Origin of the sequence: Micromonospora craterilacus, from assembly GCF_003236315.1 — a bacterium.
Classification (GTDB): domain Bacteria; phylum Actinomycetota; class Actinomycetes; order Mycobacteriales; family Micromonosporaceae; genus Micromonospora; species Micromonospora craterilacus.
In genome coordinates, this window is sequence record NZ_POTY01000092.1 from 1 (window position 1) to 24,294 (window position 24,294).

The 24,294-nt window shown below is 70.8% G+C and carries 23 protein-coding genes; 11 read left to right on the plus strand and 12 right to left on the minus strand.

Annotation, left to right across the window (positions count from 1 at the left end; translation table 11 throughout):
• From C1I95_RS16055 to C1I95_RS16075, 5 genes are all read left to right on the plus strand, one after another.
• The coding region (locus C1I95_RS16055; RefSeq protein WP_233513691.1) for a hypothetical protein at positions 1-378 on the plus strand (378 nt) is incomplete at its 5' end.
• Positions 375-602 (plus strand): hypothetical protein, encoded by a 228-nt coding sequence (locus C1I95_RS16060; protein ID WP_111214646.1) that lies wholly within the window; start codon positions 375-377, stop codon positions 600-602. The genes C1I95_RS16055 and C1I95_RS16060, both read left to right, overlap by 4 nt.
• Complete coding sequence (locus C1I95_RS16065; protein WP_111214647.1) at positions 599-1,330, plus strand: GOLPH3/VPS74 family protein; 732 nt, start codon at positions 599-601, stop codon at positions 1,328-1,330. Before C1I95_RS16060 ends, C1I95_RS16065 begins: the two co-directional genes overlap by 4 nt.
• A gap of 103 nt (positions 1,331-1,433) precedes the next feature.
• Positions 1,434-2,927, plus strand: a complete 1,494-nt coding sequence (locus C1I95_RS16070; RefSeq protein ID WP_111214648.1) for an APC family permease — start codon at positions 1,434-1,436, stop codon at positions 2,925-2,927.
• 17 nt (positions 2,928-2,944) lie between these two features.
• On the plus strand, positions 2,945-3,592 hold the full coding sequence (locus C1I95_RS16075; RefSeq protein WP_111214649.1) for a GNAT family N-acetyltransferase: 648 nt from the start codon (positions 2,945-2,947) through the stop codon (positions 3,590-3,592).
• A 103-nt stretch (positions 3,593-3,695) separates the two neighbouring features.
• Here C1I95_RS16075 and C1I95_RS16080 read toward each other — a convergent pair whose 3' ends face one another.
• On the minus strand, positions 3,696-4,436 hold the full coding sequence (locus C1I95_RS16080; RefSeq protein WP_111214650.1) for a cellulose binding domain-containing protein: 741 nt from the start codon (positions 4,434-4,436) through the stop codon (positions 3,696-3,698).
• A 146-nt stretch (positions 4,437-4,582) separates the two neighbouring features.
• Here C1I95_RS16080 and C1I95_RS16085 point away from each other — a divergent pair, with 146 nt between their 5' ends.
• The 5 genes from C1I95_RS16085 (at position 4,583) to C1I95_RS16105 (ending at position 11,014) form a co-directional block, all read left to right on the plus strand.
• Entirely contained in the window at positions 4,583-4,945 is a 363-nt protein-coding gene (locus tag C1I95_RS16085) for an SCP2 sterol-binding domain-containing protein (RefSeq protein ID WP_158566408.1), read from the plus strand.
• 3 nt (positions 4,946-4,948) lie between these two features.
• Positions 4,949-7,003, plus strand: coding sequence for an amylo-alpha-1,6-glucosidase (locus tag C1I95_RS16090; RefSeq protein WP_438941316.1), 2,055 nt, complete (start codon positions 4,949-4,951; stop codon positions 7,001-7,003).
• Positions 7,004-7,095: 92 nt separating this feature from the next.
• The gene (locus C1I95_RS16095) at positions 7,096-7,509 is read left to right on the plus strand and encodes a VOC family protein (RefSeq protein ID WP_111214651.1); all 414 of its coding nucleotides are present in this window, start codon (positions 7,096-7,098) and stop codon (positions 7,507-7,509) included.
• A 124-nt stretch (positions 7,510-7,633) separates the two neighbouring features.
• Positions 7,634-9,784, plus strand: a complete 2,151-nt coding sequence (locus C1I95_RS16100) for an amylo-alpha-1,6-glucosidase (RefSeq protein WP_111214652.1) — start codon at positions 7,634-7,636, stop codon at positions 9,782-9,784.
• Positions 9,785-9,934: 150 nt separating this feature from the next.
• Positions 9,935-11,014: an endonuclease/exonuclease/phosphatase family protein gene (locus C1I95_RS16105; RefSeq protein ID WP_111214653.1), complete on the plus strand. Its 1,080-nt coding sequence runs from the start codon at positions 9,935-9,937 to the stop codon at positions 11,012-11,014.
• A 66-nt stretch (positions 11,015-11,080) separates the two neighbouring features.
• Here the strand turns inward: C1I95_RS16105 and C1I95_RS16110 are convergent, their stop codons facing one another.
• The 10 genes from C1I95_RS16110 to C1I95_RS16155 all read right to left on the minus strand — a co-directional run bounded on the left by C1I95_RS16110 (position 11,081) and on the right by C1I95_RS16155 (position 22,446).
• Entirely contained in the window at positions 11,081-11,899 is an 819-nt protein-coding gene (locus C1I95_RS16110) for a sugar phosphate isomerase/epimerase family protein (protein ID WP_111214654.1), read from the minus strand.
• Positions 11,896-13,047, minus strand: coding sequence for a dihydrodipicolinate synthase family protein (locus C1I95_RS16115; RefSeq protein WP_111214655.1), 1,152 nt, complete (start codon positions 13,045-13,047; stop codon positions 11,896-11,898). Before C1I95_RS16115 ends, C1I95_RS16110 begins: the two co-directional genes overlap by 4 nt.
• Before the next feature lie 76 nt (positions 13,048-13,123).
• Positions 13,124-14,278 carry a Gfo/Idh/MocA family protein gene (locus C1I95_RS16120; RefSeq protein ID WP_111214656.1) on the minus strand — a complete coding sequence of 385 codons (1,155 nt, stop codon included), beginning with the start codon at positions 14,276-14,278 and terminating at the stop codon, positions 13,124-13,126.
• A 136-nt stretch (positions 14,279-14,414) separates the two neighbouring features.
• Positions 14,415-16,511, minus strand: a complete 2,097-nt coding sequence (locus C1I95_RS16125; protein ID WP_111214657.1) for a PQQ-dependent sugar dehydrogenase — start codon at positions 16,509-16,511, stop codon at positions 14,415-14,417.
• Positions 16,512-16,548: 37 nt separating this feature from the next.
• Positions 16,549-17,505, minus strand: coding sequence for a LamG domain-containing protein (locus C1I95_RS16130; RefSeq protein ID WP_111214666.1), 957 nt, complete (start codon positions 17,503-17,505; stop codon positions 16,549-16,551).
• A 96-nt stretch (positions 17,506-17,601) separates the two neighbouring features.
• The gene (locus C1I95_RS16135; protein ID WP_111214658.1) at positions 17,602-18,351 is read right to left on the minus strand and encodes an ABC transporter ATP-binding protein; all 750 of its coding nucleotides are present in this window, start codon (positions 18,349-18,351) and stop codon (positions 17,602-17,604) included.
• Entirely contained in the window at positions 18,341-19,081 is a 741-nt protein-coding gene (locus C1I95_RS16140; RefSeq protein WP_111214659.1) for an ABC transporter ATP-binding protein, read from the minus strand. The genes C1I95_RS16135 and C1I95_RS16140 overlap by 11 nt, the downstream gene beginning before the upstream one ends.
• Before the next feature lie 139 nt (positions 19,082-19,220).
• Complete coding sequence (locus C1I95_RS16145; protein ID WP_111214660.1) at positions 19,221-20,354, minus strand: branched-chain amino acid ABC transporter permease; 1,134 nt, start codon at positions 20,352-20,354, stop codon at positions 19,221-19,223.
• 7 nt (positions 20,355-20,361) lie between these two features.
• On the minus strand, positions 20,362-21,249 hold the full coding sequence (locus tag C1I95_RS16150) for a branched-chain amino acid ABC transporter permease (protein WP_111214661.1): 888 nt from the start codon (positions 21,247-21,249) through the stop codon (positions 20,362-20,364).
• Between the two features lie 6 nt (positions 21,250-21,255).
• Complete coding sequence (locus C1I95_RS16155) at positions 21,256-22,446, minus strand: amino acid ABC transporter substrate-binding protein (RefSeq protein ID WP_233513692.1); 1,191 nt, start codon at positions 22,444-22,446, stop codon at positions 21,256-21,258.
• A gap of 145 nt (positions 22,447-22,591) precedes the next feature.
• On the opposite strand from C1I95_RS16155, the gene C1I95_RS16160 reads away from it, so the two are divergent.
• Positions 22,592-23,626 carry a LacI family DNA-binding transcriptional regulator gene (locus C1I95_RS16160; protein WP_111214662.1) on the plus strand — a complete coding sequence of 345 codons (1,035 nt, stop codon included), beginning with the start codon at positions 22,592-22,594 and terminating at the stop codon, positions 23,624-23,626.
• Here the strand turns inward: C1I95_RS16160 and C1I95_RS16165 are convergent.
• Positions 23,578-24,294 (minus strand): methyltransferase domain-containing protein (locus tag C1I95_RS16165; protein WP_438941317.1); only part of this gene is annotated, 717 nt, incomplete at its 5' end. The two genes, C1I95_RS16160 and C1I95_RS16165, sit on opposite strands and share 49 nt — an antisense overlap.

The window sequence follows — 24,294 nt, forward strand, 5'->3', positions numbered from 1 at the left end:
GTTCACCCGACGCCCTCGCCGTCGATCATGAAGTTATTGACCTGGACAAACGCTTTCCGGGGCAACAACTTCATGATCAACCCTGGTGGGCGGGGTGGGGCTGTGTATAGGACGCCTCAGCCGTTGCCTGAGGTCGCGGCGGGGACGGTGCTGCGGCTCGAACCCGGTGACTGGTCGTATGGGCGGGATCTCACTCCCGGAACCCCGGTTGCCGTCGTCGTGGCGAGCGTTCGGGACCTGCCGAATCGGGGTGATGAGTGGGTGTGGGTGCTGGGGCATCGGCCGGAGTGCGGGTACCCGCATGTTGATCGGCATCCGCCGTGCATGGAGGTGCGGGTCGCGGTCGCCGCGCTGCGCGGCCGGAAGCAGGTGCCGTGAGCGGCTCCGACGAGAGCGACCGGGCCGTGGACCGCTTCGAGTCCGCGCGTAACACCGTGCTCCAGCACCGCGACGGCGGGACCTGTTTCCACTGTGGCGACGGCGGCTGCGGGCAGCACACCTGGGCGGTCGAGGAGCTGGGTCGCCATCGGGGCGGCCGGATGCTCCTGCGCCGGCTCGGGTTTCCCATCGACGATTCGACCGAGGAAGGCCAGCCGCGGTGAACAGCACACCCCACGGCGGCGAGTACGCCCCACACCTGCGCGAGCATTCGACACCGAGCCGGCCGGTACGGGCCGTTGGCAGCGCCGCCGCGTACACCATGCGTCTCGCCGACGAGTTCTTCTACCTGGCGCACGACGACCAGACCGGCCGCCCGCGTCTCTTCGAGTCCGCCACGGCGCATGGTCTGGCCGCCGCGCTGCTGCTGGAGTTGTACAGCGAGGGTCGGGTCACGTTCGAGGGCCGGCACCTGCGGGTGACCAACGCGTTCCCTCCGCAGGACTGGCTGCAACATCTCGTCCTCGACCGCCTCGTGGCCGAGCCGCGCCACACCGCTACTCGGACCTGGCTGGCGTTCCTCGGCACCACCGCCTACGAGCAGGTGGCCACCCGCATGTGGCAGCTCGGACTCCTTCAACAGCAGCAGGTCGGCCGGCTGTGGCGGCAACGCACCGTCTACGTCCCCACCGACATGAACACGGCCGCCTGGTCGTGGGCCCGGCTCTCCTTCCAGGTACGCAACTACCAACGGCTCAACGCCTTCGACGTGGCCCTCGCGGGGCTGGCCATGCACACCCAGCTCGATCCGATCCTGCTCGACGGTGCGCCCCTGGCGGCCCGCGCGTTCCTGCGCCAGCAGGTCGACCAGGCCCACCCGCCGCTGCGGGACCTGCTCGCCGACCTCGGTGCCGTCGTCGGCGGTGCCGTCCTCAGCCACCGCACCACCTGAGCCACCGCGCTACCTGAACCACCCCACCAGCTGAACCAGCGCACCTCCTGACCCAGCGGCGCTGCTGGGCAGCGCCCACTCCCCTGTCCAGAGAGAGACCTTCATGCCTCGTTCCAGTCCCGACATCGTGTCCGCCGTCCTGGCCCGTGGCCGGCTCGGTATCCCGTCGGTGGTGTTCTTCGTCATCGCCGCCGCCGCACCGTTGACCGTCGTCGCGGGTGGCGCGACGACCGGGTACGCGGTCACCGGCGTCACCGGCATCCCCGTCGCCTACCTGCTCGTCGCCGCCGTCCTCGCCCTCTTCGCCGTCGGCTACGTCGCCATGTCGCGGCGCATCGTCAACGCCGGAGCCTTCTACACCTACATCACCCGAGGACTCGGCCGCCCGGCAGGCGTCGCCGCCGCCATGATCGCGCTACTGGCCTACAACGCCATGCAGATCGGCCTGTACGGCGGGGCCGGCGCGGTCACCGCCCAGTTCCTCAACGACCGCTACGGCTGGCAGCTCACCTGGTGGGCGTGCGCCCTCGCGGTGTGGGCCATCGTCGCGGTCCTCGGCGTCGCGCGGATCGACCTCAACGGGCGCGTCCTCGCCGTCGTCCTCGTCGCCGAATGCGCCGTCGCCCTGACCTTCGACGCGATCATGGTCACCCATCCGGCCGACGGGACGGTCAGCTTCGACACCCTCGCCCCGACGCACGTCTTCGCCGCCGGCATCGGCGCGGCGCTGGTCACCGCCATCACCGGCTTCGTCGGCTTCGAAGGCACCGTCGTGTTCAGCGAGGAGACCAAGGATCCTCGCCGCACCATCGCCCGCGCTACCTACATCGCCGTCACCGTCACCGGCCTGCTCTACGGACTCTCCGCCTGGGCCATGTCCGTGGCCACCGGCCCGGACCGCATCGTCAACGCCGCCCGCACCGACGGCACCGATTTGATCTTCAACCTGGTGTCCCCATACCTGGCCGACAGCGTCATCACCATCGCCCGGATCCTGTTCATCACGTCACTGTTCGCGGCCCTGCTCAGCTTCCACCACACCGTGGCCCGCTACCTGTTCGCCCTCGGCCGGGAACGGGTGCTGCCAGCCGTATTCGGCCGCACCAGCCGCCGCACCGGCGCCCCCAAGGTCGGCTCTCTCACCCAGAGCGCCCTGGCCTTCGCCGTGCTCGTCGGCTACGCCCTCGCCGGGGCAGACCCCATCGTGCACCTGTTCTTCTGGATCACCGTCACCGGCGGCCTCGGGGTGCTCATCCTCATGACCATCACCTCCGCCGCAGTGATCGGCTTCTTCTCCCGCATCACCCACACCGAAGGACTGTGGCGGTCCCTCATCGCACCGGGAACCGCCACCGTCGCGCTCGGCGGGATCCTCACCGTCACCCTGCGCGAGTTCGCCACCCTGCTCGGCGTCGCACCCGACTCGCCCCTGCGCTGGGCGTTCCCCGCCGCATACGCCGCCGCCGCACTCCTCGGCATCGCCTGGGCGCTGCTCCTGCGCACCACCAACCCCGACGTGTACGCGGCGGTCGGCCTCGGCGCCGACAGCCACACCGGACCCCTGCGCACCCCCGACACCGTCCGCCAGCCGGCCTGACCACCCAGGGAGAACCCGTGCACAACACCGTCACCATCCGACCCGCGACCAGAACCGACGCCGGCCCACTGATCGCCGTACTCGCCGAAGCGTTCCACGAAGGACCCCTCGCCGACTGGCTCATCCCCGACCCGGCCGACCGGCGCACCGTCTACTACCGGTACTTCAAGGACGCCTTCCATCACGGCCTGGAACACGGGCAGGTCCACACCACCTCCGACCAGTACGCCGTCGCCATCTGGTACCCCCGCCTCGAACCCAGCCCCACCAACGCGCACCAACGCCTGGCGGCTCTGGAGGCCATCGCTGGTCCGTATGCGCCGAAGTTCGCGCTGCTGGAGGAGATGTTCGAGGCGTTCCGCCCCGACGAGCCGCACCACTACCTCGCCTACCTCGCCGTCGACCCGACCCGGCAGAGCCGAGGCATCGGTGCCGCCCTGCTCGCCGACCAGCACCGTCGTCTCGACCAGCTCGGGCTGCCGGCGTACCTGGAAGCCAGCAACATGCGTAACCGGCGGCTCTACCTCCGCCACGGCTACACCGCCGGCCCCACGATCGTGCTGCCCACCGACGGGCCGATCATCTGGCGGATGTGGCGCGGCGCTCCCACCAGCGGCGGCCGAACCTCGTTCCCGCGCACCAGGCGACGTCGGCGGTCACTGTGACCGCCGCCCCGCTCACCGCCGCCACCGCCACCGACCCGGTCGAGCCACGAGGACACCGGGCCGGGGCTGCCTCAACGGCGCGGCAGCCCGAAGCGACGGCAGGTCATCGGCCGCAGGTCAGCGCGATGCTGCCCGGTACCGCGCTGGTCGCCGCCACCAGACCGAAGGTGGTCGAGCCGCCCGGTGCGAGGGTGCCGTTGTACGAGGCGTTGCGGACGGTCACGTCGGCGCCCGAACCGTGCGCCACCCCGTCCCAAAGCGACTGGAGGCGCTCGTCACCGGACCACCGCCAGGAGACCCGCCAACCGTCGAGCTGCTGCCCGCTGGTGTTGCGGACGGTGACGGTGGCGAGGAAACCACTCCCCCAGCCGACGTCGATCGTGGCCGTCGCGTGGCACACCGGCGGCAGCGTGGTCCGCGCCGGTCCACCGATCACGTACGGATCCCGCCGGCCTTCGGTGTCACTGAACCGGAACCAGTATTCGGTGTCCGGGGTCAGCCCGTCGACGGTGACGTTTCCGTAGCGCTGCGGCTCGGAGACGGCCTCGGCCACCGGATCCCGCCACTGCGCGGCGTCCTCGCGGCTGCCGAAGAGGGTGACCGTGATCGGCGGGTCGTACCCGCAGGGCGGCAGGAACAGCACCGAGTAGGTGACGGTCACGCTGGTGGCGGTCGCCCCGGTCACCAGGCCGCCGATCGGCAGCGCGGGCGGGCACGCAATCGGCGTCGACGGCGACGGCGACGGGCTCGGAGAGGGCGGCGCCTCGGCGGCGCGGGCGGAACCGAACCCACCGGCCAGGGCCAAGGTCGCGGCGGCCAGCACCGCGCCGAATGTGCGGAGCATCCGTACCTCCTCGGTTACGGGGAGTTTTTCATTCGAAGCTTGTCGATGCAATCGGTCGGGCCTACCGACATCACCCGCTGCGGGTGATGTCGGCTCGCCCTCCCGGAGGTGACCCTGTTTCAGGCGTCCGGAGGCGAGGGGGGCGGATGACCGAGACGATTGGGGATTTCTTTGCCGACATCGAACGGGACAGGCCGAATGTGCCCAAGAAGTACACCGGGACCATCCGGTTCGACCTGTCCGTCGACCACGTGGCGGAGCACTGGGTCTTGAAGATCGATTCGGGGTCGGTGAGTGTCGCCCGGGACGCCCGGGAGGCCGACTGCGTCGTGCGGGCCCGGTGCGACGTGTTCGCCCGGATAGTGACCGGAGAGCAGGGTGTGTACGCCGCGGTGTGGCGCAACCTGCTCAGCGTCGAAGGTGACATCTCCCTGCTCTCCACGCTGCGTGAACTGCTGCCGGCGGCTCAGGAAGCCAGTCGGACCGCATCCCGGAAGCCGGAGGTCTGAGCGGTGGATCCCAAACTGGTCAGCATCATGGACGGCAACACGTACGTCCTGAGCAACGACAGTGGCGACGTGTCCACGGCTGCCGGCCCGCAGACCGGGCTGTACTCCTTCGACACCCGTTTCCTGAACCAGTGGGACCTGAGCGTCAACGGGGAGCGCCTGAACATCCTGGCGGTGGACAGCCTGAACCACTTCGAGTCGCGGTTCTTCCTGGTGCCCGGGGCGGCGACACACTACGTGGACGCGACGCTGTCGGTGATCCGGCACCGCTGGATGGGGGCCAGCTTCAACGAGCAGCTGACCGTGCTCAATCACGACATGGCTCCGGCCACGATCAGGATCAGAATCGGCATGGGCAGTGACTTCGCGGACACGGTTGAGCTGCGCCAGGGCAGGAGCGGGCCACGCAGCGGCCGTACCACCGTGCAGGTCGAGGAGGGTTGTCTGCGGCTGTCCTACGAACGGGCGTCGTTCGTCCGGGAGACGATCGTGTCGTCGTCCGAGCCGGCGGCGGTGGACGAGCGGGGCATGACGTTCGAGGTGACCGTCGAGCCGCACGGCACCTGGCAGACCACGTTGCAGGTGGAAACCGTGCTGCGGGGCGCCCGCGGCCGGGACGTTCGGGCCAGCCTCGCCGCCCACCGCGGCCGGCAACCACCGCAGATGCACCAGGAACTCGACGATTGGCTCAAAGCAGCGCCGACGATCCGCGCGGACTCGACCTCGCTGACCGCCACCTACCAGCGCAGCCTGATCGACCTGGGGGCGCTGCGCTACTCCTCGTGGACGTATCGTGAGCGGCTACCCATGGCCGGGCTGCCCTGGTACATGACCATGGTCGCTCGGGACGGGCTGATCACCTGCCTGCAGGCGATCTCGTTCACCCCGCAGCTCAGCGTGCCCACCCTGCGGTTGTGCGCCGTCGGGCACGGCACCGTGTCCAACGACTTCCGGGAGGAGGATCCGGGCAAGATCTTCTACGAGGTCCGGTACGGCGAGAGCGCGGCCTTCGAGGATCTGCCACAGGCCGCCGACTTCGGCGCGGCCGACACCACCCCGCTGTTCGTGGTGCTACTGGACGAGTACGAGCGATGGACCGACGATCAGAGCCTGGTGCGGGAACTGGAGTACGAGACGCGCAAGGCGCTGGACTGGATCGACCGGTACGCCGACCTGACCGGCAAGGGGTACGTGGCATACCAGCGGCGCAACCAACGGGGTGGCCACACCAACCAGGGCTGGAAGAACACGCCGGACGGCATCTCGTACCGGAACGGACAGTTGCCCGGCTACCCGCTCGCCACCTGCGAGTTGCAGGGCTACGCGTACGACGCGAAACTGCGCGGTGCCCGACTGGCCCGGCAGATCTGGGGTGACCCGGCGTACGCCGACCGCCTGGAGCGGGAGGCCGCGGACCTGAAGGACCGGTTCAACCGGGACTTCTGGATCGCCGATCGCGGTTACTACGCGGTCGCGCTGGAGGCCGACGGCACCCAGGTGGACGCGCTCACCTCGAACATCGGCCACCTGTTGTGGAGCGGGATCGCCACGGAGGAGAAGGCGGCCCAGGTGGTCGAGCACCTGATGAGCGACCGGCTGTACTCAGGTTGGGGAATTCGGACCCTGGCCACCGACAACCACCGCTACAACCCGATCGGCCCCCACACCGGCATGGTGTGGCCGTTCGACAACGCACTGACCGCCCACGGCCTACGCCGCTACGGATACCACCAGGAATCGGCCCGGATCGCGGAAGGAATCCTGGCTGCGGCGGGCTGCCTGGACGGACGGCTACCGGGCTCGTTCGCCGGATACGACCGGGGCCTGACGAAGTATCCGGTCACCGAGCCGGGAATCAGTTCCCCGCAGGCCATCTCCGCCTCGGCTCCGCTCATGCTGCTCCGCACGCTGCTCGGCATAGAGCCCTGCGGTGGGCGGCTGTCGGTGGAGCCGGCGGTCCCCGCGACGATCGGGCTCGTCGAACTGCTCGACATCCCAGGTCCCTGGGGACGGCTGGACGCCGTCGCCGCCCGCGGCCGACTGCCGGCATCCGGCTGACCCGAAGATCAGCCCTCCCGGTCCGCACCGCGTCGTCGGCCGGCACCCGGTCGTTTGACCCGGTGGACCTTGGTCAGACCAGAGAGGGTGTCATGGCATCTCGACTCAACCCGTACTTCAACTTTCCCGGCAACGCGCGCGAGGCGGTGGAGTTCTACCGCAGCGTGTTCGGCGGCGATCTCACGATGAGCACCTTCGGCGAGTTCGGCACCGAGGATCCGGCGCTGGCCGACAAGATCATGCACGCCATGCTGGAGACCCCGAGCGGCTACACGCTGATGGCGTCGGACACCGCGCCCGGGATGGAGCACCTGCCCGGCAACAACGTGGCGGTGAGCCTCAGCGGTGACGACGCCGACGACCTGCGCGGATACTGGACGAAGCTCTCCGACGGCGGCACGGTGATGATTCCGCTGGCCAAGCAGATGTGGGGCGACGAGTTCGGCATGTGTGTCGACCGGTTCGGCATCGGATGGATGGTGAACATCATCCAGTCTCAGGGCTGACCCCCCACCGGAGGCCAGCCGCCCGCTCCGCAACCCGCGGGGTGTATCGGCGGTACCAGGGGGTACGAAGCGTCCGCGGGCCGTACCACCCATCGGCGCGTACACCGCGGATCAGGGGGTTCGGATGAGCCGGGTCCGGAATCTGCGCGTCCGCCCGGACCTGCTCTACGTGGCGAGCGGCTGGAGCACGCTGGTCACCGACGTGCGCGGGCGCATCACCGGCACCGACCCGCAGGGCTTCTTCGCGCGCAACACCAGGGTGCTCAGCACCGAACGGATCACCATCGACGGCCGCGAGCCGGTGCCGTTCAGCACGGCGACCGTGCAGGGGCACGCCCAGCTGTCGTACGCCGAACTCGGCGACGGTGCGCGGCTGCCCTCCCGTGCGGCGTACCTGCTGGTGGAGCGGTTCGTGGGGGCGGGGCTACGGACCAGGCTGACCGTGCTCAGCTACGCCGACGAACGGCTGGACCTGCGAATGCGGGTCCAGATCGCCGCCGACTTCGCCGACACGGGCGAGGCCGAGAGCGGCCGCCGCGTACAGTCCGGTCCGGTCGACGCCCGGTGGGACTCCGCGGACCAGGAGCTACGCCTGACCTACCGGTGCGACGGCCTGGACCGGGCGGTGGCGATCCGCGCCCGGGCCGACGCGCCGATCCGGTACGCCGACGGCGAGTTCGTCGTCGACGTGGCCCTGCCGCCGCGCGAGCGCAGCCGGGTGGAGTTCGCCGTCGAGCCCGTCTTCGACGGCGAGCGCCTCGCCGCACCACCGCCGAGCTTCACCGAACCCGGCGACACCGCCGCCGCGGCGCGCAGCCGACTCGACCGCGAGTTCACCCGGCTGACCAGCACCAACTTCGACGTCACGGCGGCCTGGCGGTGCGCCCAGGAGGACCTGGCCGGGCTGCCCCTCGGCGAGCCAGCCGGGCCGACCGCACCGATCGCCGGCCTGCCGATCTACCAGGAGATCTTCGGGCGGGACACGATGACCGCATCGTGGCAGGCGCTGCTCGCCGGGCCGACGATGCTCGCGGACAGCCTGCGGCTCAACGCCCAGCACCTCGGCCGGCGGGTCGACGACTGGCGCGACGAGGAGCCGGGCAAGCCGCTGCACGAGGCCCGCCAGGGGCCGGTGTCGGCGCTCAACATCGATCCGCTCGCCCACTACTACGGCGACTGGTCGACCGCGCCGGACTTCCTGGTTTTCCTCGGCCAGTACTACGCCTGGACGGCGGATCTCGAAACGGTCCGCGAGTTGCTGCCGGCGGCACGCCGCACCCTGGCCTGGATCGACCGGTACGGCGACCCGGATCACGACGGTTTCCTCGAGTACCACTGCCGGTCCCGGGGGGGCGTGAAGAACCAGGGCTGGAAGGACTCGGACGACGCCATCGTCGACGAACACGGTCAGCTCGTGCCGAACCCGATCGCGACCAGCGAGTTGCAGGCGTACTGGTACGCCGCCCTGCGGCACGCGGCCGTCACGTTCGCCGCGGCCGGTCATCCCGCGTTCGGTCTCGGCCTGGCCCGCCGAGCGGCCGCCCTGCGGCGGCGCTTCCACCGTGCCTTCTGGATGCCCGACCGGGGTTGCTACGCGATGGCGCTCGGCCCGGACAAACGGCACATACGCTCGGTCAACTCCAACGACGGTCACCTGCTCGCCACCGGGATCGTGCCGAGCCGGATCGCGCCCCTGGTCGCCGACCGGCTGCTCGCACCCGACATGTTCAGCGGCTGGGGGATCCGCACGCTCTCCGCCGCCCACCCGGCATACAACCCGTTCAGCTACCACCGGGGCAGCGTCTGGCCGGTCGAGGCGGGCACCATCGGCATCGGGCTCGCCCGCTACGGCTGCTGGGAGCACCTGCACCGGCTGGCCGAGGGGACGTTCGCGGCATCGGCGCTGTTCGCGGAACACCGCCTGCCGGAGGTGCTCAGTGGACTGCCGCGCGACGACGTCCATCCCCACCCCGGCGTCTACCCGAACTCCTGTTCCCCGCAGGCCTGGTCGGCCAGCGCGATCTTCGCACTGGTCCAGGCGCTGCTGGCGTTGCGGCCGGCCGCGCCGCTGCGGACCATTCTCATCGACCCGCACCTGCCCGAGTGGCTGCCCGACCTCAAGCTGGAGGGCGTGCAGGTCGGTGGCCGCACCATCGACCTCACCTTCCGGCGTCGACGCGGCGGGCGGACGTCCGTGCACACCCGCGGCGACCGGGTCGCGGTGATCCGCCGGCCCACTCTCCAGGCGATCTCCACCCGCCGGCACCGATCCTGACCGACGGCACCCCGACCACTGGTCGGCCGAAACCGGCATCCTTGTCCGATCCGGGAACCGCCCAAACGGCGGTATCGGGGACGAACGTCGCGGCGTTACCGTACGCAGGCTTTCCGCGACGTGGCTCCCTCAACGGACAGGACCAGGGGCATGGACGGTACGGCCCGCAAACACCGACTGGCCAGACTGGCCACCGTCGCTGCCCTGGTGGTGGCCAGTCTGGGGCTGGCGGCTCCGCCGGCGTCCGCCCAGGCCGGTCCCAAGATCACGGTGATGACCCGCAACCTCTACCTCGGCGGCGATCTCACCCCGTCGATGACCGCGCCGAACGTGCCGGCGTTCCTGTCCGCGAACGCGGCTCTGCTCAGCCACGTGGATCTGGTCAACTTCCCGGCCCGGGCGAAGCTGATCGCGCAGGAGATCCGCGAGCACAAGCCGGACGTGGTCGGCCTGCAGGAGGTGGCGCTCTGGCGCACCGGCCCGTTCCTGGACCCGGCGCCGGCCACCACGGTCCGGTACGACTACCTCGCGCTGCTGATGCGGGAGCTGGCCGCCGCCGGCCACCGGTACGACGTGGCGGTGGTGCAGGAAGAGGCCGACCTGGAGGCGCCGGCCGGGGCACCGCACAACGTGGACGCCCGGCTCACCATGCGCGACGTCATCCTGGTCCGGCACGGCGGCCGGGTGAAGGTCACCGGCACATCGTCCGGGAACTTCGCCGAGAACATGGAGATCGAGCTTCCGGCTCCCCTCGGCACCCTGACCAGCACCCGGGGTTGGACCGCAGTGGACCTGGTCCACGGTCAACGGGCCTTCCGGGTGGTGAACACCCACCTGGAGGCATTCCACCCGGTGGTGCGGGTACGGCAGGCCGAGGAGTTGCTGGCCGGCCCGCTGAACCATCGCGGGCGGACCATCCTCGTCGGGGACCTCAACACCGGGCCCGAACTGCCCGTGCCGGCCAACCGGGCGGCCTACTTCACCCTGGTGGCCGGTGGCCTGGTCGACACCTGGCCGGTCCTGCATCCCGGTCAACCGGGATACACCTCCGGCCTGGGTGACGACCTGACCGAATCGGCCGACGCCGTCAAGCACCGGATCGACATGGTGCTGGTGCGGGGCGCCGTGGTCCCGGTGGCGAGTGAGGTCTTCGGTACCGAGCGGCGGACCCCCGACGGCCGTTGGGCGTCCGACCACCTCGGTTACCTCGCGACCGTCGCGCTGCCCTAGGCAGGCCCGGCCGACGAGTCTGCGTCCCGCCCGACCCGGGCCGTCGGACGAGACGGCAGCCGGATGTCAGGTCGTCGGGTTCTCCGCGACGTGCGCGAGGTAGCGGGTGATCGTCTCGTCGAGCACCGCGCGGCCCGGACGCGACCACACCTCCTCGGCGAAGACCTCCACCTCCACCGGGCCGTCGTACCCGGCGGCGTCGACCGCCTCCCGGAAGCGGCGCAACTCGACGCTGCCGGTGCCGGGCAGCCCGCGGCCGAGCAGCACCCCGGCCGGCAGCGGCGTCACCCAGTCGGCGACCTGGAAGCAGGCGATCCGGTTCCCCCGGCCGTCCCGGGCGATCTGCGCCCAGACCTGGTCGTCCCACCAGAGGTGGTAGGTGTCGATGACCACACCGACCGCCGCCGCCGGGTACGGGTCGGCCAGGTCGAGGGCCTGGCCGAGGCTGGCGACCACGCACCGGTCCGAGCAGAACATCGGGTGCAGCGGCTCGACGGCGAGCCGTACCCCCGCGTCGAGGGCGTACGGCACCAGCGCCCCGATCGCCTCGCCGACGTGGGCCCGGGCGGCGTCGAGGTCCCGGCTGCCCTCGGGCAGGCCGCCGGAGACCAGCACCAGCACCGGGGCCCCGATCGCCGCCGCCTCGTCGATCGCCCGCCGGTTCTCGGCCAGCCAGCCGGGGGTGTTGAAGAAGCCGCCCCGGCACAGCGAGGTGACGGTGAGACCGGCGTCGCGCACCAGCGCCGCCGCCTCCTTGACGCCGTACGCGGCCAGGTCCTCGCGCCACAGCCCCACCCCGGCGACACCGGCGTCCACGCAGCCCGCCACGAGTTCCGGCAGCGGCCACCGTTTCGTGGTGGCCGAGTTGAGCGCGAACCGCTTCATTGCGTCACCCCCGCCGTCGTCATGAACGCGCGGGCCCGATGCGCGGCCAGTTCGGCGTCGGGCAGCAGCCCGGCGCCGTCGGCGAGCCGGAGCAGCCGGCCCAGGTGTGCCGGTGAGCGCCCGGACTGGAGGCCGCCGACCATGGTGAAGTGCTCCTGGTGGCCGGCGAGCCAGGCCAGGAAGACGATGCCGGTCTTGTAGTAGAAGGTCGGCGCGCCGAACAGGTGCCGGGCGAGAGGCACGGTGGGCGTGAGGATCTCGTCGTACGTCGTCAGGTCGCCGGCGTCCAGCGCCCGCAACGCGGCCGCGGCCGGCGGCGTGATGGCGGCCAGCACACCGAGCAGCGCGTCGGAGTGGCCGGTGCCGTCGCCGCGGATCAGGGCCGGGTAGTTGAAGTCGTCGCCGGTGTAGAGCCGCACCCCGGCCGGCAGGCGTCGGCGCAGCGCCACCTCGAAGTCCTCGTCGAGCAGCGACAGCTTGATGCCGTCGACCTTGCCGGCGTGCGCGCCGATCAGTGCGACGACGGTGTCCGCGGCCCGCGCCGGATCGGGGTCGCCCCAGTAGCCCGCGAGGGCTGGGTCGAACGCCGGGCCCAACCAGTGCAGCACGACCGGACCGTCCGCGTCGGCGAGCAGCCGGCCGTAGATGTCGAGGTAGTCGTCGGCCGACCGGGCCGCCGCGGCGAGGTGCCGGCTGCACATGAGCACCGGCGTCGCCCCGGCGTCCTGCACGTCGGCGAGCTGCTCGGCGTACGCCTTGCGGATCTCGTCGAGCGTGGCCGGGCCGGCCGGCAGCTGGTCGGTGGCGACGCCGGCGCAGATCGCGCCGCCCTCGGCTCGGGCCGCCTGCGCCGAGCGTCGTACCAGTTCCCGGGCGCTGGGATAGTCGAGGCCCATGCCGCGCTGGGCGGTGTCCATCGCCTCGGCCACCCCGAAGCCGTGCGACCAGAGGTGCCGGCGGAACGCGAGCGTCGCGTCCCAGTCCACAGTGGCGGGCGCCCCGGGTACGTTCTCCGCGCGGGGGTCGGCGACCACATGCGCGGCGGCGTACGCGATCCGGCTGGTGAAGCGGGCGCCGGGGGTGGCGTGCTCGCGTCCCGCCCCGGAGAGGGTGAGGGGCCCGTCAGGCAGGGTCAAGGTGGTGGTCATGCCGCCACCTCGCTTCGCTCGGCGTCGGCCTGAGCATTGCCCGGACTGCGTTGATGATTCGCTCGCTGACGCTCGCTCATGCCGTCAGCTCGCCGACCTCGACGCGCCGGCCCTCGCGCGCCGACTGTAGGCCGAGTTCGGCCAGTTGCACGCCGCGGGCACCGGCCCACAAGTCCCAGGTGTACGGGGCGTCCTCGGCGACGTGCCGCAGGAACATCTCCCACTGCTCCTTGAAGCCGTTGTCGTACACCTCGTTGTCCGGCACCTCCTGCCATTGGGACCGGAAGTCGTCGGTAACGGGCAGGTCGGGGTTCCAGACCGGCTTCGGGGTGCTGGCGCGGTGTTGCACGCGGCAGCGGCGCAGACCGGCCACGGCGCTGCCCTCGGTGCCGTCGACCTGGAACTCCACCAGCTCGTCCCGGTTGACCCGGACCGCCCACGAGGAGTTGACCTGCGCCACGATGCCGCCGTCGAGTTCGAAGATGGCGTAGGCGGCATCGTCGGCCGTCGCGTCGTAGGGCTGGCCGTCCTCGTCCCACCGTCGCGGAATGTGGGTGGTGATGTGCGCGGTGACCGCCCGCACCGGGGCGAAAATCTGCTCCAGCACGTAGTGCCAGTGCGGGAACATGTCGACCGCGATGCCGCCGCCGTCGGCGCTGCGGTAGTTCCAGCTCGGACGCTGCGCCTGCTGCCAGTCGCCTTCGAAGACCCAGTAGCCGAACTCGCCGCGCACGGACAGGATCCGGCCGAAGAAGCCGCCCCGCACCAGCCGGTCCAGCTTGCGCAGGCCGGGTAGGAAGAGCTTGTCCTGCACCACGCCGTGGCGTACGCCGGCCGCGTCGGCGGCGCGGGCCAGGTCGACCGCGCCGGACAGGGTGGTGGCAGTCGGCTTCTCGGTGTAGATGTGCTTGCCGGCCGCGATGGCCAGGCCGATCGCCTTCTCCCGCTCGCTGGTCACCTGGGCGTCGAAGTAGATCGACACGTCCGGGCGGGCAAGCGCGGCGTCGAGGTCGGTGCTCCACTCGGTCAGCCCGTGCCGGGCCGCCACATCGCGCAGCTTGGCCTCGTTGCGTCCGACCAGGACGAGTTCCGGCCAGAGCCGGCCGCCGCCGCGCAACGGTAGGCCGCCCTGCTCCCGGATCGCCAGCAGGGACCGGACCAGATGCTGCCGGTAGCCCATCCGCCCGGTCACGCCGTTCATCACGATCCCGATCGGGACACGTGCCGTCATCGCCTCACCCTCCAGGTAAGCGTTTCCTCCGGGCACCCGACTTCTCCGGGTGCCGCAAACCTCGTCCCGGTCTCCCGGGTGCCCGGTGTCCGGCGGGGACGGGGGCGGCGCTGCCACCGCCCCCGCCGGACCGGTCTCAGGCCGGGGTGCCGGTGATCTTCATGTGACGCAGGCGGCCGACGTTGTCGAACGAGCCGAACCCGACCCGCCCGGAACCGAACGTGCTGTCCTTCGCGGTCATCAGCGGGTCCTTGCTGCCGTCGACGTACACCGCGATCTCACCGGTGGCCGGCAGGTGCACGACCCGCACCTTGTGCCACTCGGCGTCGACGACCGCCGGGTTGGCCCCGCGCGAGCGCCCGTTCCACTGGTGGTCGATGCGCTCCCGGTCCGCGTTGTTGACCTTGAAGATGCCGTTGTGCGGGTAGATCGTGTTGTCGGTGGAGAGGTGGGCGTAGTAGTACTCCGTGTCCGAACGCCAGCCAAACACGATGATCACGTCCCGGTTGCTGACCTCCACCGGCGTGTCCAGCCGCACCTGCGCCTCGATCTGCACCGACGACCACTGCGGCCCGTCCGTCACGACGGCGTACTCGAACGGCCGGCGCGGACCCGGCCGGCTGACGCCCGCCTCGGCGAGGATCACCTCGTCCTTGTGGAACTGCCACTTGGACGGGGTCACCGGCGTCCAGTCCCGCAGCCCCGAGGGCTTGTTGAGCTTGGTGCGGCCGACGTCGCCGCCGGCGAAGACCCGGGTGCCGGTGACCTTCCAGATCTTGCCGTTGGCCTTGGCCAGGATGTAGAGCTCGCCGGCGGCGTCGGTGCCGAAGCGCAGGTCGACCCGTTCCGGGCTGCCGGGCGCGCCGGGGGCGGACAGGTCCTGCATCCGCACCGGGTTGCCGGCCGTGTCGAACAGGGCAAGCTTGTGCAGCGGGGCCAGTTCCTCGCCCCGGCGCATCTGCTTCGCCTCGGTGTAGAAGATCTGGCCGTCGACCAGGTCACCGAAGACGTACTTGCCCTTCAGCGCGGGCACGTCCTTGCCTCGGTAGACGAACCCGCCGGCCACCGCGACCCCCACGTCCGAGGTGCAGTTCCACCCGGGGGCGGGGTTGTGGTCGTACGCGGCCACCGGGTAGGTGTAGCCGTAGTCCGCGTCGTTCGCGGGCAGCGGGAGAAGCTTGTTGCAGGCGCTCGCCGCCTTGTCGAAGACGAAGGCGCCCTCCCGCTCGCTCCAGCCGAAGTTGTCACCGGCGCGTACCTCGTAGATCGCCTCGATGGCGTGCTCGCCGATGTGGCCGAGGTACATCCGGCCGGTGGCCTTGTCCCAGCTGAACCGGTGCGGGTCGCGGAAGCCCACCGCGTAGATCTCGCCCAGCGCGCCGACCTGGCCGACGAACGGGTTCGACGACGGGACGCCGTACCGGCCGTTGGCGGAGTTGGTGCCGCGCGGGTCGATCCGCAGCAGCTTGCCGTGCACCATGCCCAGGTTCTGCGGCTCGGTGTTGCGTACGCCGGTGCCGCCGTCACCGACGGCCAGGTACAGCAGCCCGTAGTCGCTGTCCTTGCGCTTCGCGGTCGGGTTGAAGTTGATCTCCTGAACGCCGTGGACCTGGCCGGCGAAGCCGATCCGCAGCACCTCCCGCCGGCTGCCGGCGAACGTGTCGGCGGACGGGTCGGCCGCCGTCCACTCCGTGATGACGCCATGGAAGATGCTGCTGGCCTGGGCGTAGTCCGGCACCTCGGTGGTCGACGACGCCTGTTCGGTGTGGATGGTGTAGAAGCGGCCGTTCGAGCCGAACTCCGGGTGGAACGCCACGTAGCCGAAGCCCTGACCGAGGCCACGGCCGGAGAAGAACTGCGGGGCGAACGTGGCGGACACGTCGAGGTAGACGTGCGGCACACCGTCCTTGACCAGGTAGAGGCTGCCGTTGAGGTCCGGTACGGCCCGGCGGCCGGAGCCGTCGGGCAGTTCCATGATCGTATTGATCCGGGCGGTCCGCATGAGCCGCTGGTCGACCGGGGCCGGGTTGGGGAAGGACTGGGGGAAGCTGGCGTACTCCTCAAGGACCAGGCCGAGCCGGGACTGGTTGGGCATCTCGAGGATCGGGTCGTGGATCGGATCGGCGGCCTGAGCCGGGCCGGCGGTCAGGGTGGACAGCACGACGGCGGCGGCGGTGAGCCCGGCCGTCAGCACGGATCTGCGGAGCCTGCCGGTTCTACGGATGCTACGCACGCGGTTCTCCTTCTCGGTGGGACGGTGCCGAGGGTGGTCAGCGGGCCATGTAGCGGTACTGCTTCTCGACGTCACTCGCCGAGACCACGCTGTCGAGGAACATCAGTGCGTCCATGCGGCAGTCGCAGGGGTTCCGCTCCAGCGAGTTCTGCGGGAAGCTCCCGCCGATCTTGATGCCCCGGGGGTCGGCGGCGGTGGTCACGTGCGGGCCGGGCCCCGACACGCGCCACGGGTCGTCGGTGCGGGTGTAGAAGCCGTCCAGCGGCTTGCCGTCGCGGTAGAGCGCCAACGCGCCGGTGTTGAAGTCGAAGGTGGCGGCGAGGTGCACCCACCTCCCCTTCGGCAGCAGGGTGCGCCAGTCCTCGCTCGCGGCGAACGTCTGCGAGTTGCCGCCGTCGAGGCGCCGACCGAGCGCGACCAGGCGCAGCTCCCCGTTGACGTCGATGAGTTCGAGCAGCGCCCGCACGCCGTGGCCGTCGGAGTCTCCGGTCAGGATGCCGGCCAGGCCGATGGCGTTGAACCGGTCGGTCGGGTTGGCGGTGGTGGAGTTGAGCGCCGGGCCGTCCATGTCCAGCTTGAACCAGCCCATCACGGTGGTGCCCTGGGTGCCGGCGAACGGGCGCAGGTTCCGGACACCGCTCGCCGACCAGGTGCCGGCCTTCCAGTCGTCGTTGCCGTTCTCGGCGGGGTTGACCTGCCGGGTCTGCAGCGCCTTGCCGCTGCCCGGATAGGCCCGGTCGGCCACCCGCATCGCGGCGCCGCCGTTGACGAGTTCGATCTCGGTGCCGGAGCGGCCCTGGTCGCGTTCGAGCGCGGGGTCGCCCTCCACCGGGTGGTCGAAGTCGTAGTAGGCGACCAGGTTCGATCGCAGGTGCGGGTGGACGTCGCGCGGGTGGCTCCGGTCCGCCTGGGCGGCGGGTGCTCCGGCGCCCAGCACCATGCCGACCGCCAGCAGGGTGGCGGTGGTGACCACGACGCGTCTGGTTCTGGTCATCGCGTACACCTCGTTTCGCGTCTCTCGGGGAGGCGTAACCGCTTCCGTAAGCGCTTACGTGCGTGGACTCAGCTGCTGCGTTTGCCTGGAGGGGGATTACCGCTTCGGCGCGGCCGTGGGCTCGGCGGGCCGGCCGCCGAGGTAGAGCTCACCGAGTTGGGGGTCGGCCAGCAACTGCGCCGCCGGCCCGGAGATGTGTACGCGCCCGAGGTCGAGCACGCACCCGAGGTCGGCCGTCTCGAGCGCCCGCCGGGCGTTCTGCTCCACCAGCAGCACCGCCGTGCCGGCGTCGCGCATCCGTACGACCTGTTCGAAGACGGTGCTGGTGGCCTTCGGGTCCAGACCCATGGACGGCTCGTCCAGCAGCACCACCTTGGGGTTGACCATGAGGGACCGGGCGAACTCGACCTGCTTCTGCTGGCCACCGGAGAGCAGGCCCGCGAGTGACTCCCAGCGCTGCGCGACCACCGGGAACACCTCCTTGACGAAGGCCGTCCGCTCGGCGATGAGCGCCTTGTCCTTCAAGGTGTAGCCGCCCAGCAGCACGTTCTCCGCCACGGTCATCTCGCGGAACACGCTGTGCCCCTGCAGGACGTGCGCGACCCCCGAGGCGAGCATCCGTTGCGGCCCCTGGCCGGTCACGTCCACGCCCCCGACGAGGATCCGCCCGGAACGCGGCTTGAGCAGGCCGCTGGCGACCTTCAGGACGGTCGATTTGCCGGCGCCGTTGGGCCCGACGAGACAGACGATCGTGCCTGCGGGCACCGAGACGGTGAGGCCCCGCAGCACCGGCGCGGCGCGCCCGTAGCCGGCCTGGATGTCGACGAGTTCGATTTCAGACGCCAAGGTATGCCCCCAGCACGCGTTCGTCGGAGCGGATGAGCGACGGCGGGCCCTCGGCGATCGGGCGGCCACGGTCGAACACCACGATGTGGTCACTGACACTCATCACCAGGTCCATGTTGTGCTCGACGATGACGAAGGTCCTCCCCTCGGCGTTGAGCTCGCGGACCAGGGTGCCGATGCGGTCCAGCAGCGCCGGGTTGACCCCGCCGGCCGGCTCGTCGAGCAGCACGGTCTCCGGGTCGCCCATCAGCACGCCGGCGAGTTCCAGCAGCTTCTGCTGGCCCCACGACATGTTGCGGGCCTCCACGTCGGCCAGGTGCTCGATGCCGAGGCGGGTGAGCCAGCCCCGGGCCCGGTCCACCTCGTCCCGGGCGCGGGCGCCGCGCAGCAGGCCGGTCAGGCCGGCCGGGCGGACGGCCGCGAGCACGTTGTCCAGCGCGGTCATCCGGGGGAAGACCCGGCACAACTGGAAGGTACGGCCGACGCCGGCCCGGACGATGGCGTGCGGTGCCTTGCGGGTGATGTCCCGCCCGCGGTACGTCGTCTGCCCGCTGTCCGGCCGGATCATCCCGGTGACGCAGTTGAAGAAGGTCGTCTTACCCGACCCGTTCGGCCCGATCAGCGCGTTGACCTGGCCGTGGCGGAACTCGACGGTGGCACCGTCGAGGGCCACCACGCCGCCGAACGCCTTGGTCAGGCTCTCGGTCGCCAGGCTGCGTACCTCGGTCATGCCAGCACTCCGCTGCGCTCCGTGCCGGCACTTTCCCGGCGCTGATGATTCGCTCGCTGACGCTCGCTCATGCCAGCACTCCGCTGCGCTGCGTGCCGGCACCTTCCCGGCGTTGAATGATTCGCTCGCTGACGCTCGCTCACGGCCTTACCTCCCCGGACCCGGCGGTGGTGCCCGCGTCGACCGGCTCGCGCTCCTGCGCCTCCGCGGCGCGCTGGTCGCGCAGTTCCCCTGCGGTGACCTCGCGGATCGAACTCTGCGCCGGCCGGAACAGCCGGTTGAGCAGACCGCCGACGGCCGGCAGCACCCCGTCGGGCATGAAGAGCACGACCAGCGCCAGCAGGACACCGGTTGCGACCAGGTGCAGCTGCGTGTCGCCGAACTCCACCTTGAAGTACTCCAGGGCGATACCGACCACCAGGGCCCCGACCAGCGGACCGAACAGGTTCCGGACACCGCCGAGCAGCGCCATCAGCACCATGTAGGACCCGGTGAGGATGGAGAACTGGAAGACCGGGTCGAGGTCGCCGAACCAGAGCGCGTAGAGCCCGCCGGCCAGGCCGGTGAAACCCGCCGAGACCACGAAGACCACCAGCTTGTACGCGAACGTCGGCGTGCCCAGCGCCTCCGCCTTGTCCTCGTCCTCCCGGATCGCCTTGAGCCCGAGCCCGAACCGCGAGCGGTCGATGAGCCACCAGGCCAGCAGCGCGAGGCCGAGCAGCGCGGCGAAGAGGAAGTAGAAGACCCGGTGGTGCTCCGGGCGCAGCAGCCCGGGGAACGGCCTCGGCACCACCAGCCCCCGCGACCCGCCGGTCAGCGACGACCAGCTCTGGAAGACCAGCAGCAGGATCAGCACCAGCGCGATGGAGACGATCACGAACGAGGCGCCCCGCACCCGCAGCGCCGCGAAGCCGATCGGCACGGCCAGCGCGGCGACCAGCAGCGCCGCGACCACCAGGGCCACGAAGCTCGGCAGCCCGGCCCTGGTGACCAGCAGGGCGGTGCCGTAGGCGCCCAGCCCGGCCAGGGCACCGTGGCCCAGGCTGATGTAGCCGGTGAACCCGCCGACGAAGTTCCACGAGGTGGAGAGCACCGCGTAGTTCAGCACCACGATGCCGGCGGAGAGGATGTACGGGTTGGGGGCCAGTGCGGGGAAGGAGAGCACCCCGGCGGCGAGCACCAGGACCAGGGCCACCTGGACGATCCGGCCGACCGGCCGGGGTGCGGATACCCGCGCTGCCGGGGTGGCGCCCGGCGTGGCGGCGGCTGCCATGGTGCGTTCAGAAGCGCTGGGCAAGGCGACCTCCGAAGAATCCTTGTGGCCGGAAGGCCAGGGTCGCGAACAGGGCAAGGTAGAAGATCGTCTGCGCCCAGGTCGTACCCAGCGGGATCTGCAACAGGCTCTGCGTCAGGCCGAGCACCATGGCGGCCATCGCCGCCCCGGGCACGCTGCCGAGGCCGCCCACCACGATGATGGCCATCAGCGGACCGATCCAGTGCCAGTGCAGCGACGGGTAGATGGTGGTGTCCAGGGCGAGGGCGGTGCCGCCCACCGCGGCGGTGGCGAGGCCGATCCCGAAGCCGTACCCGGCGATCCGCTCGGTCTCGATGCCGACCAGGCGCGCGGCGTCGCGGTGCTGGATGGTCGCCCGCAGGGCCCAGCCGAAGGTCGTCTTCTTCATCAGCAGGTAGAGGGTGAGCAGCGCGACGGCGGCGAGGCCGAACGCGATCAGCTTGACCACCGCGATCCGGGCCCCGAAGAGGCCGAAGCTCGCCGAGCCGTAGCCGAGCTGGATGCGCCGCTGGGTGCCGGTGAACACGTACCCGAGCAGGCCCTCGATGGTGAGCGCGATCGCGAACGTCAACAGCACGGACATCATGGTCAGGGTGACCGGCCGCAGCCGGGCCAGCAGCATCCGTTGCAGCAGCACCCCGAAGCCGAAGAAGAGCGGCACGGTGACGATCATCGACAGCAGCGGGTCGACGCCCAGCCGGGAGTGGGACCACCAGGCGAGGTAGGCGGCGAGGATGAGGAACGCCGAATGGGCGATCATCACGACCCGCATGATTCCGAAGTAGAGGGTCAGGCCGGCCGCCAGGAGGGCGTAGAGCCCTCCCAGCAGCAGACCCAGGATGACGCTCTGGAAGAGCAGGGCACCCGATGGCATCGGCGCCTACCAGGCCGGCTTCGGGTAGACGAGGTCGGCCTCCTTGGCGTCGGCCGGCAGCACGATCTTGATTTCGCCGCCCAGCCACTGCTGGATCATGTGAGCGCCCTTCGGCTTGCCCGTCTCGTCCCAGGAGAGCGGGCCGACCACCGTCTCGACGGTGTTGTTGCGTACCCACTCCACCAGCTTCTGCTGGCACTCCCCCTGCTCGGCACAGCCGACCGCGGTGACCGCCGCCGCGACGACCTGGCCGGTCGTGTACGCGTTGGCCTCGTCCTCCTCCGGCGCCGCGCCGAACTGCGCGGTGTACTTCTGGACGAACTCCTGGTTGCTGGGGTACGGCGCGTCCTGTGCGTACCCGGTGGGCGAGAGGATTCCCTCGGTCTTGTTGCCGATCGCCGCGGCGAACTCCGGATTCGTGGGCGCCGTCGAGAAGGCGGCGAGCTTCGGCTGGTACTGCAACTGTTGCAGGGCGACGATCAGGTTCACGCCGTCCTGGTACTGCGAGCCGCCCACCACGAGGTCGGCCTTCGAGGCCGCGATCTTCGCGGCGATGCTGCCGAAGTCGGTGGTGTTCGGCGGGTAGACCTCGTTGACCAGCGTGCGGATGCCGGCCGCTTCGAGCTTCTCCTTGAGCCCGTACGCCGTGCCCTGCGCGAACGGGTCGTCCATGGCCGCGTACGCCGCCGTCTTGGGCTTCTGGTCCTCGGGCAGCGCGAGGAGGTAGTCGGCCAGGTGGTTGTAGTGGTCGTTGGCCACCGCCGGGGCGGCGTAGAACAGGTTCTTGAACCCCTGCTCGAAGACCTCCTTCGCCGCGCCCGCGGGCTCGACGAAGAGCATGCCGTACTCCTCGGCGACCCGGGCCGCCGGCACGACGAGGCGGGTCGAGAACGGGCCCACCACGAGGTCGACCTGTTCCTGGCCGATCAGCTGCTCGTAGTCGGCGACCACCCGATCGGCATTGGACTGGTCGTCGAGGATCTTGAGTTCCACCTGGCGGCCCAGCAGGCCACCGTTCTCGTTGGTGATCTTGGCCCAGGCCTCGTACCCGCGCTGGACACCCTTGCCGGGCTCGGAGAAGTCTCCGGTCAGCGGGAGGGAGATCCCGATCACGATCGGCCCGCCGGCGGCCGATTCACCGCTGCCACCACCGCAGGCACCCAGCGCGAGCGTCATCGTCACACCGAGGGCTGTCATCCACTGCATTCGCCTGTAACGGGTTGTCATCCCGTACGCTCCTTTGCCGGGACGGAAGCGCTTACGAAAGCGCTTTCGTAGCCTAAGCTGTGTGCCGAATCACTCGCAAGAGTTCGAATACATCGATGTTTCACGGGAGTTGCCGATGCCCAAGCCTGGCACCAGGCTGCGCCTCATCGACGTGGCCGAACGCGCCGGGGTCTCTCTCGCGACCGCGTCCCGCTCGCTCGCCGGCCGCGAGGGCGTCAGCGAGGAGGTTGCCGATCGGGTCCGACAGGTGGCACGGGAACTCGGGTATGTCGCCAACCCGTACGCCCGCACCCTCGCCGGTGGCGCAAGCTCCACAGTGGGGTTGGTCGTGCACCAGATCGACGACCCCTACTTCGCCGAGATCGCCAGCGGGGTCATCGAGATCGCCGCCGAGGAAGGTCTGCTGGTGCAGATCTGCCACTCCGGCCGCGACCCCGACGCCGAGCTGCGGCAACTGCGGCACCTCATCGCGCAGCGGGTGGGGATCATCCTCATCGCCGGCTCCGGCTACAACGACCCCCGGGTGGAGGCGGAGGCACGGGCCGAGCTGTCGGAGTTCCAGAGCCAGGGCGGACGGGTCGCCGTCATCGGCCGCCACGCGCTCGGCGTCGACGCGGTCCTGCCCGACAACGAGGCCGGCAGCCGCGCACTCGCCGGACACCTGCTGGACCTCGGCCACCGGCACATCGCGATCGCCGCCGGCAAGGAGGGGCTCACCACCATCACCGACCGGATCGCCGGGGTCTCGTCCGCCCTGCACCAATGCGGGCTCTCCCTGGACAACATCCCGATCGTGCACAGCGACTTCACCCGCGGCGGCGGCCGGATGGCCGCCGAGCAGATCCTCTCCGACCACCCGGAGACGACCGCGATCATCGCGCTCAACGACGCGATGGCGATGGGCGTGCTGTCGACGCTGCGCGCGCACCACATCCCCGTGCCCGAGCAGATGTCGGTCGTCGGGTTCGACGACGTCTCCGTCGCCGCCGACCTCGCCCCCAGCCTCACCACCATCCGGCTACCGATGACCGACATGGGTCGGATGGCGCTCAGCCTCGCGCTCAAGCCACGATCGGCCCGGCCACGACGCCGGCCGACCGGTCACCTGCTGGTGGTACGCGACTCGACCGGGCCCGCCCCGAGCCGCTGAGCGGCCGAGCGGTGGGCCACGCGTGAGGGCCGCCTGCCGAACTCGGCGAACCACCTGCCGTCCTGCCGGAACACCTCCCGTACGACCAGCCCGGCATCCCGGCTCAGGGTGGCCACCGCGTCCACCCCGACCCGGGCCCACCGGAACCGGGCAGCCGCCGGCGTGGGACCCGGCACCGGGGCGGAGCGCACCCACGCGTGGCCCTGCCACAGCCCGACACCGCCGGGCTCGACCTCCACGGTCACCGTCCCGTCCGCCCGCACCAGGCCACCGCACCGGCGCAGCAGCGCGGCCGGGTCGCCGCCGATGCCGATGTTGCCGTCGACCAGCAGCACGTGCGTCCACCAGCCCTCACGCGGCAGCGCAGAGAAGACGCAGCCGTGCACGGCGGCGGCACCCCGGGCCCGGGTGAGCCGGACCGCGTGGGCGCAGATGTCCACCCCGAGAGCGGTCCGCCCCGCGCGGGTCAGGGCAGCCGTCAGCCGGCCGGGGCCGCAGCCGACATCCAGGGTGGGGCCGGTGCCGCGGGCGACCACCACACGCAGCGCGTCCTCGGCCTCGCCGTGCCATCGGCTGACCGGCAGCGGGCTGATCCGCCCGTCGCTGCACACCAGCCAGCGCGGGGTCAGCGGTTCCCGCAGCGCGGAGCCGAACCCGCCGTCTGGCCC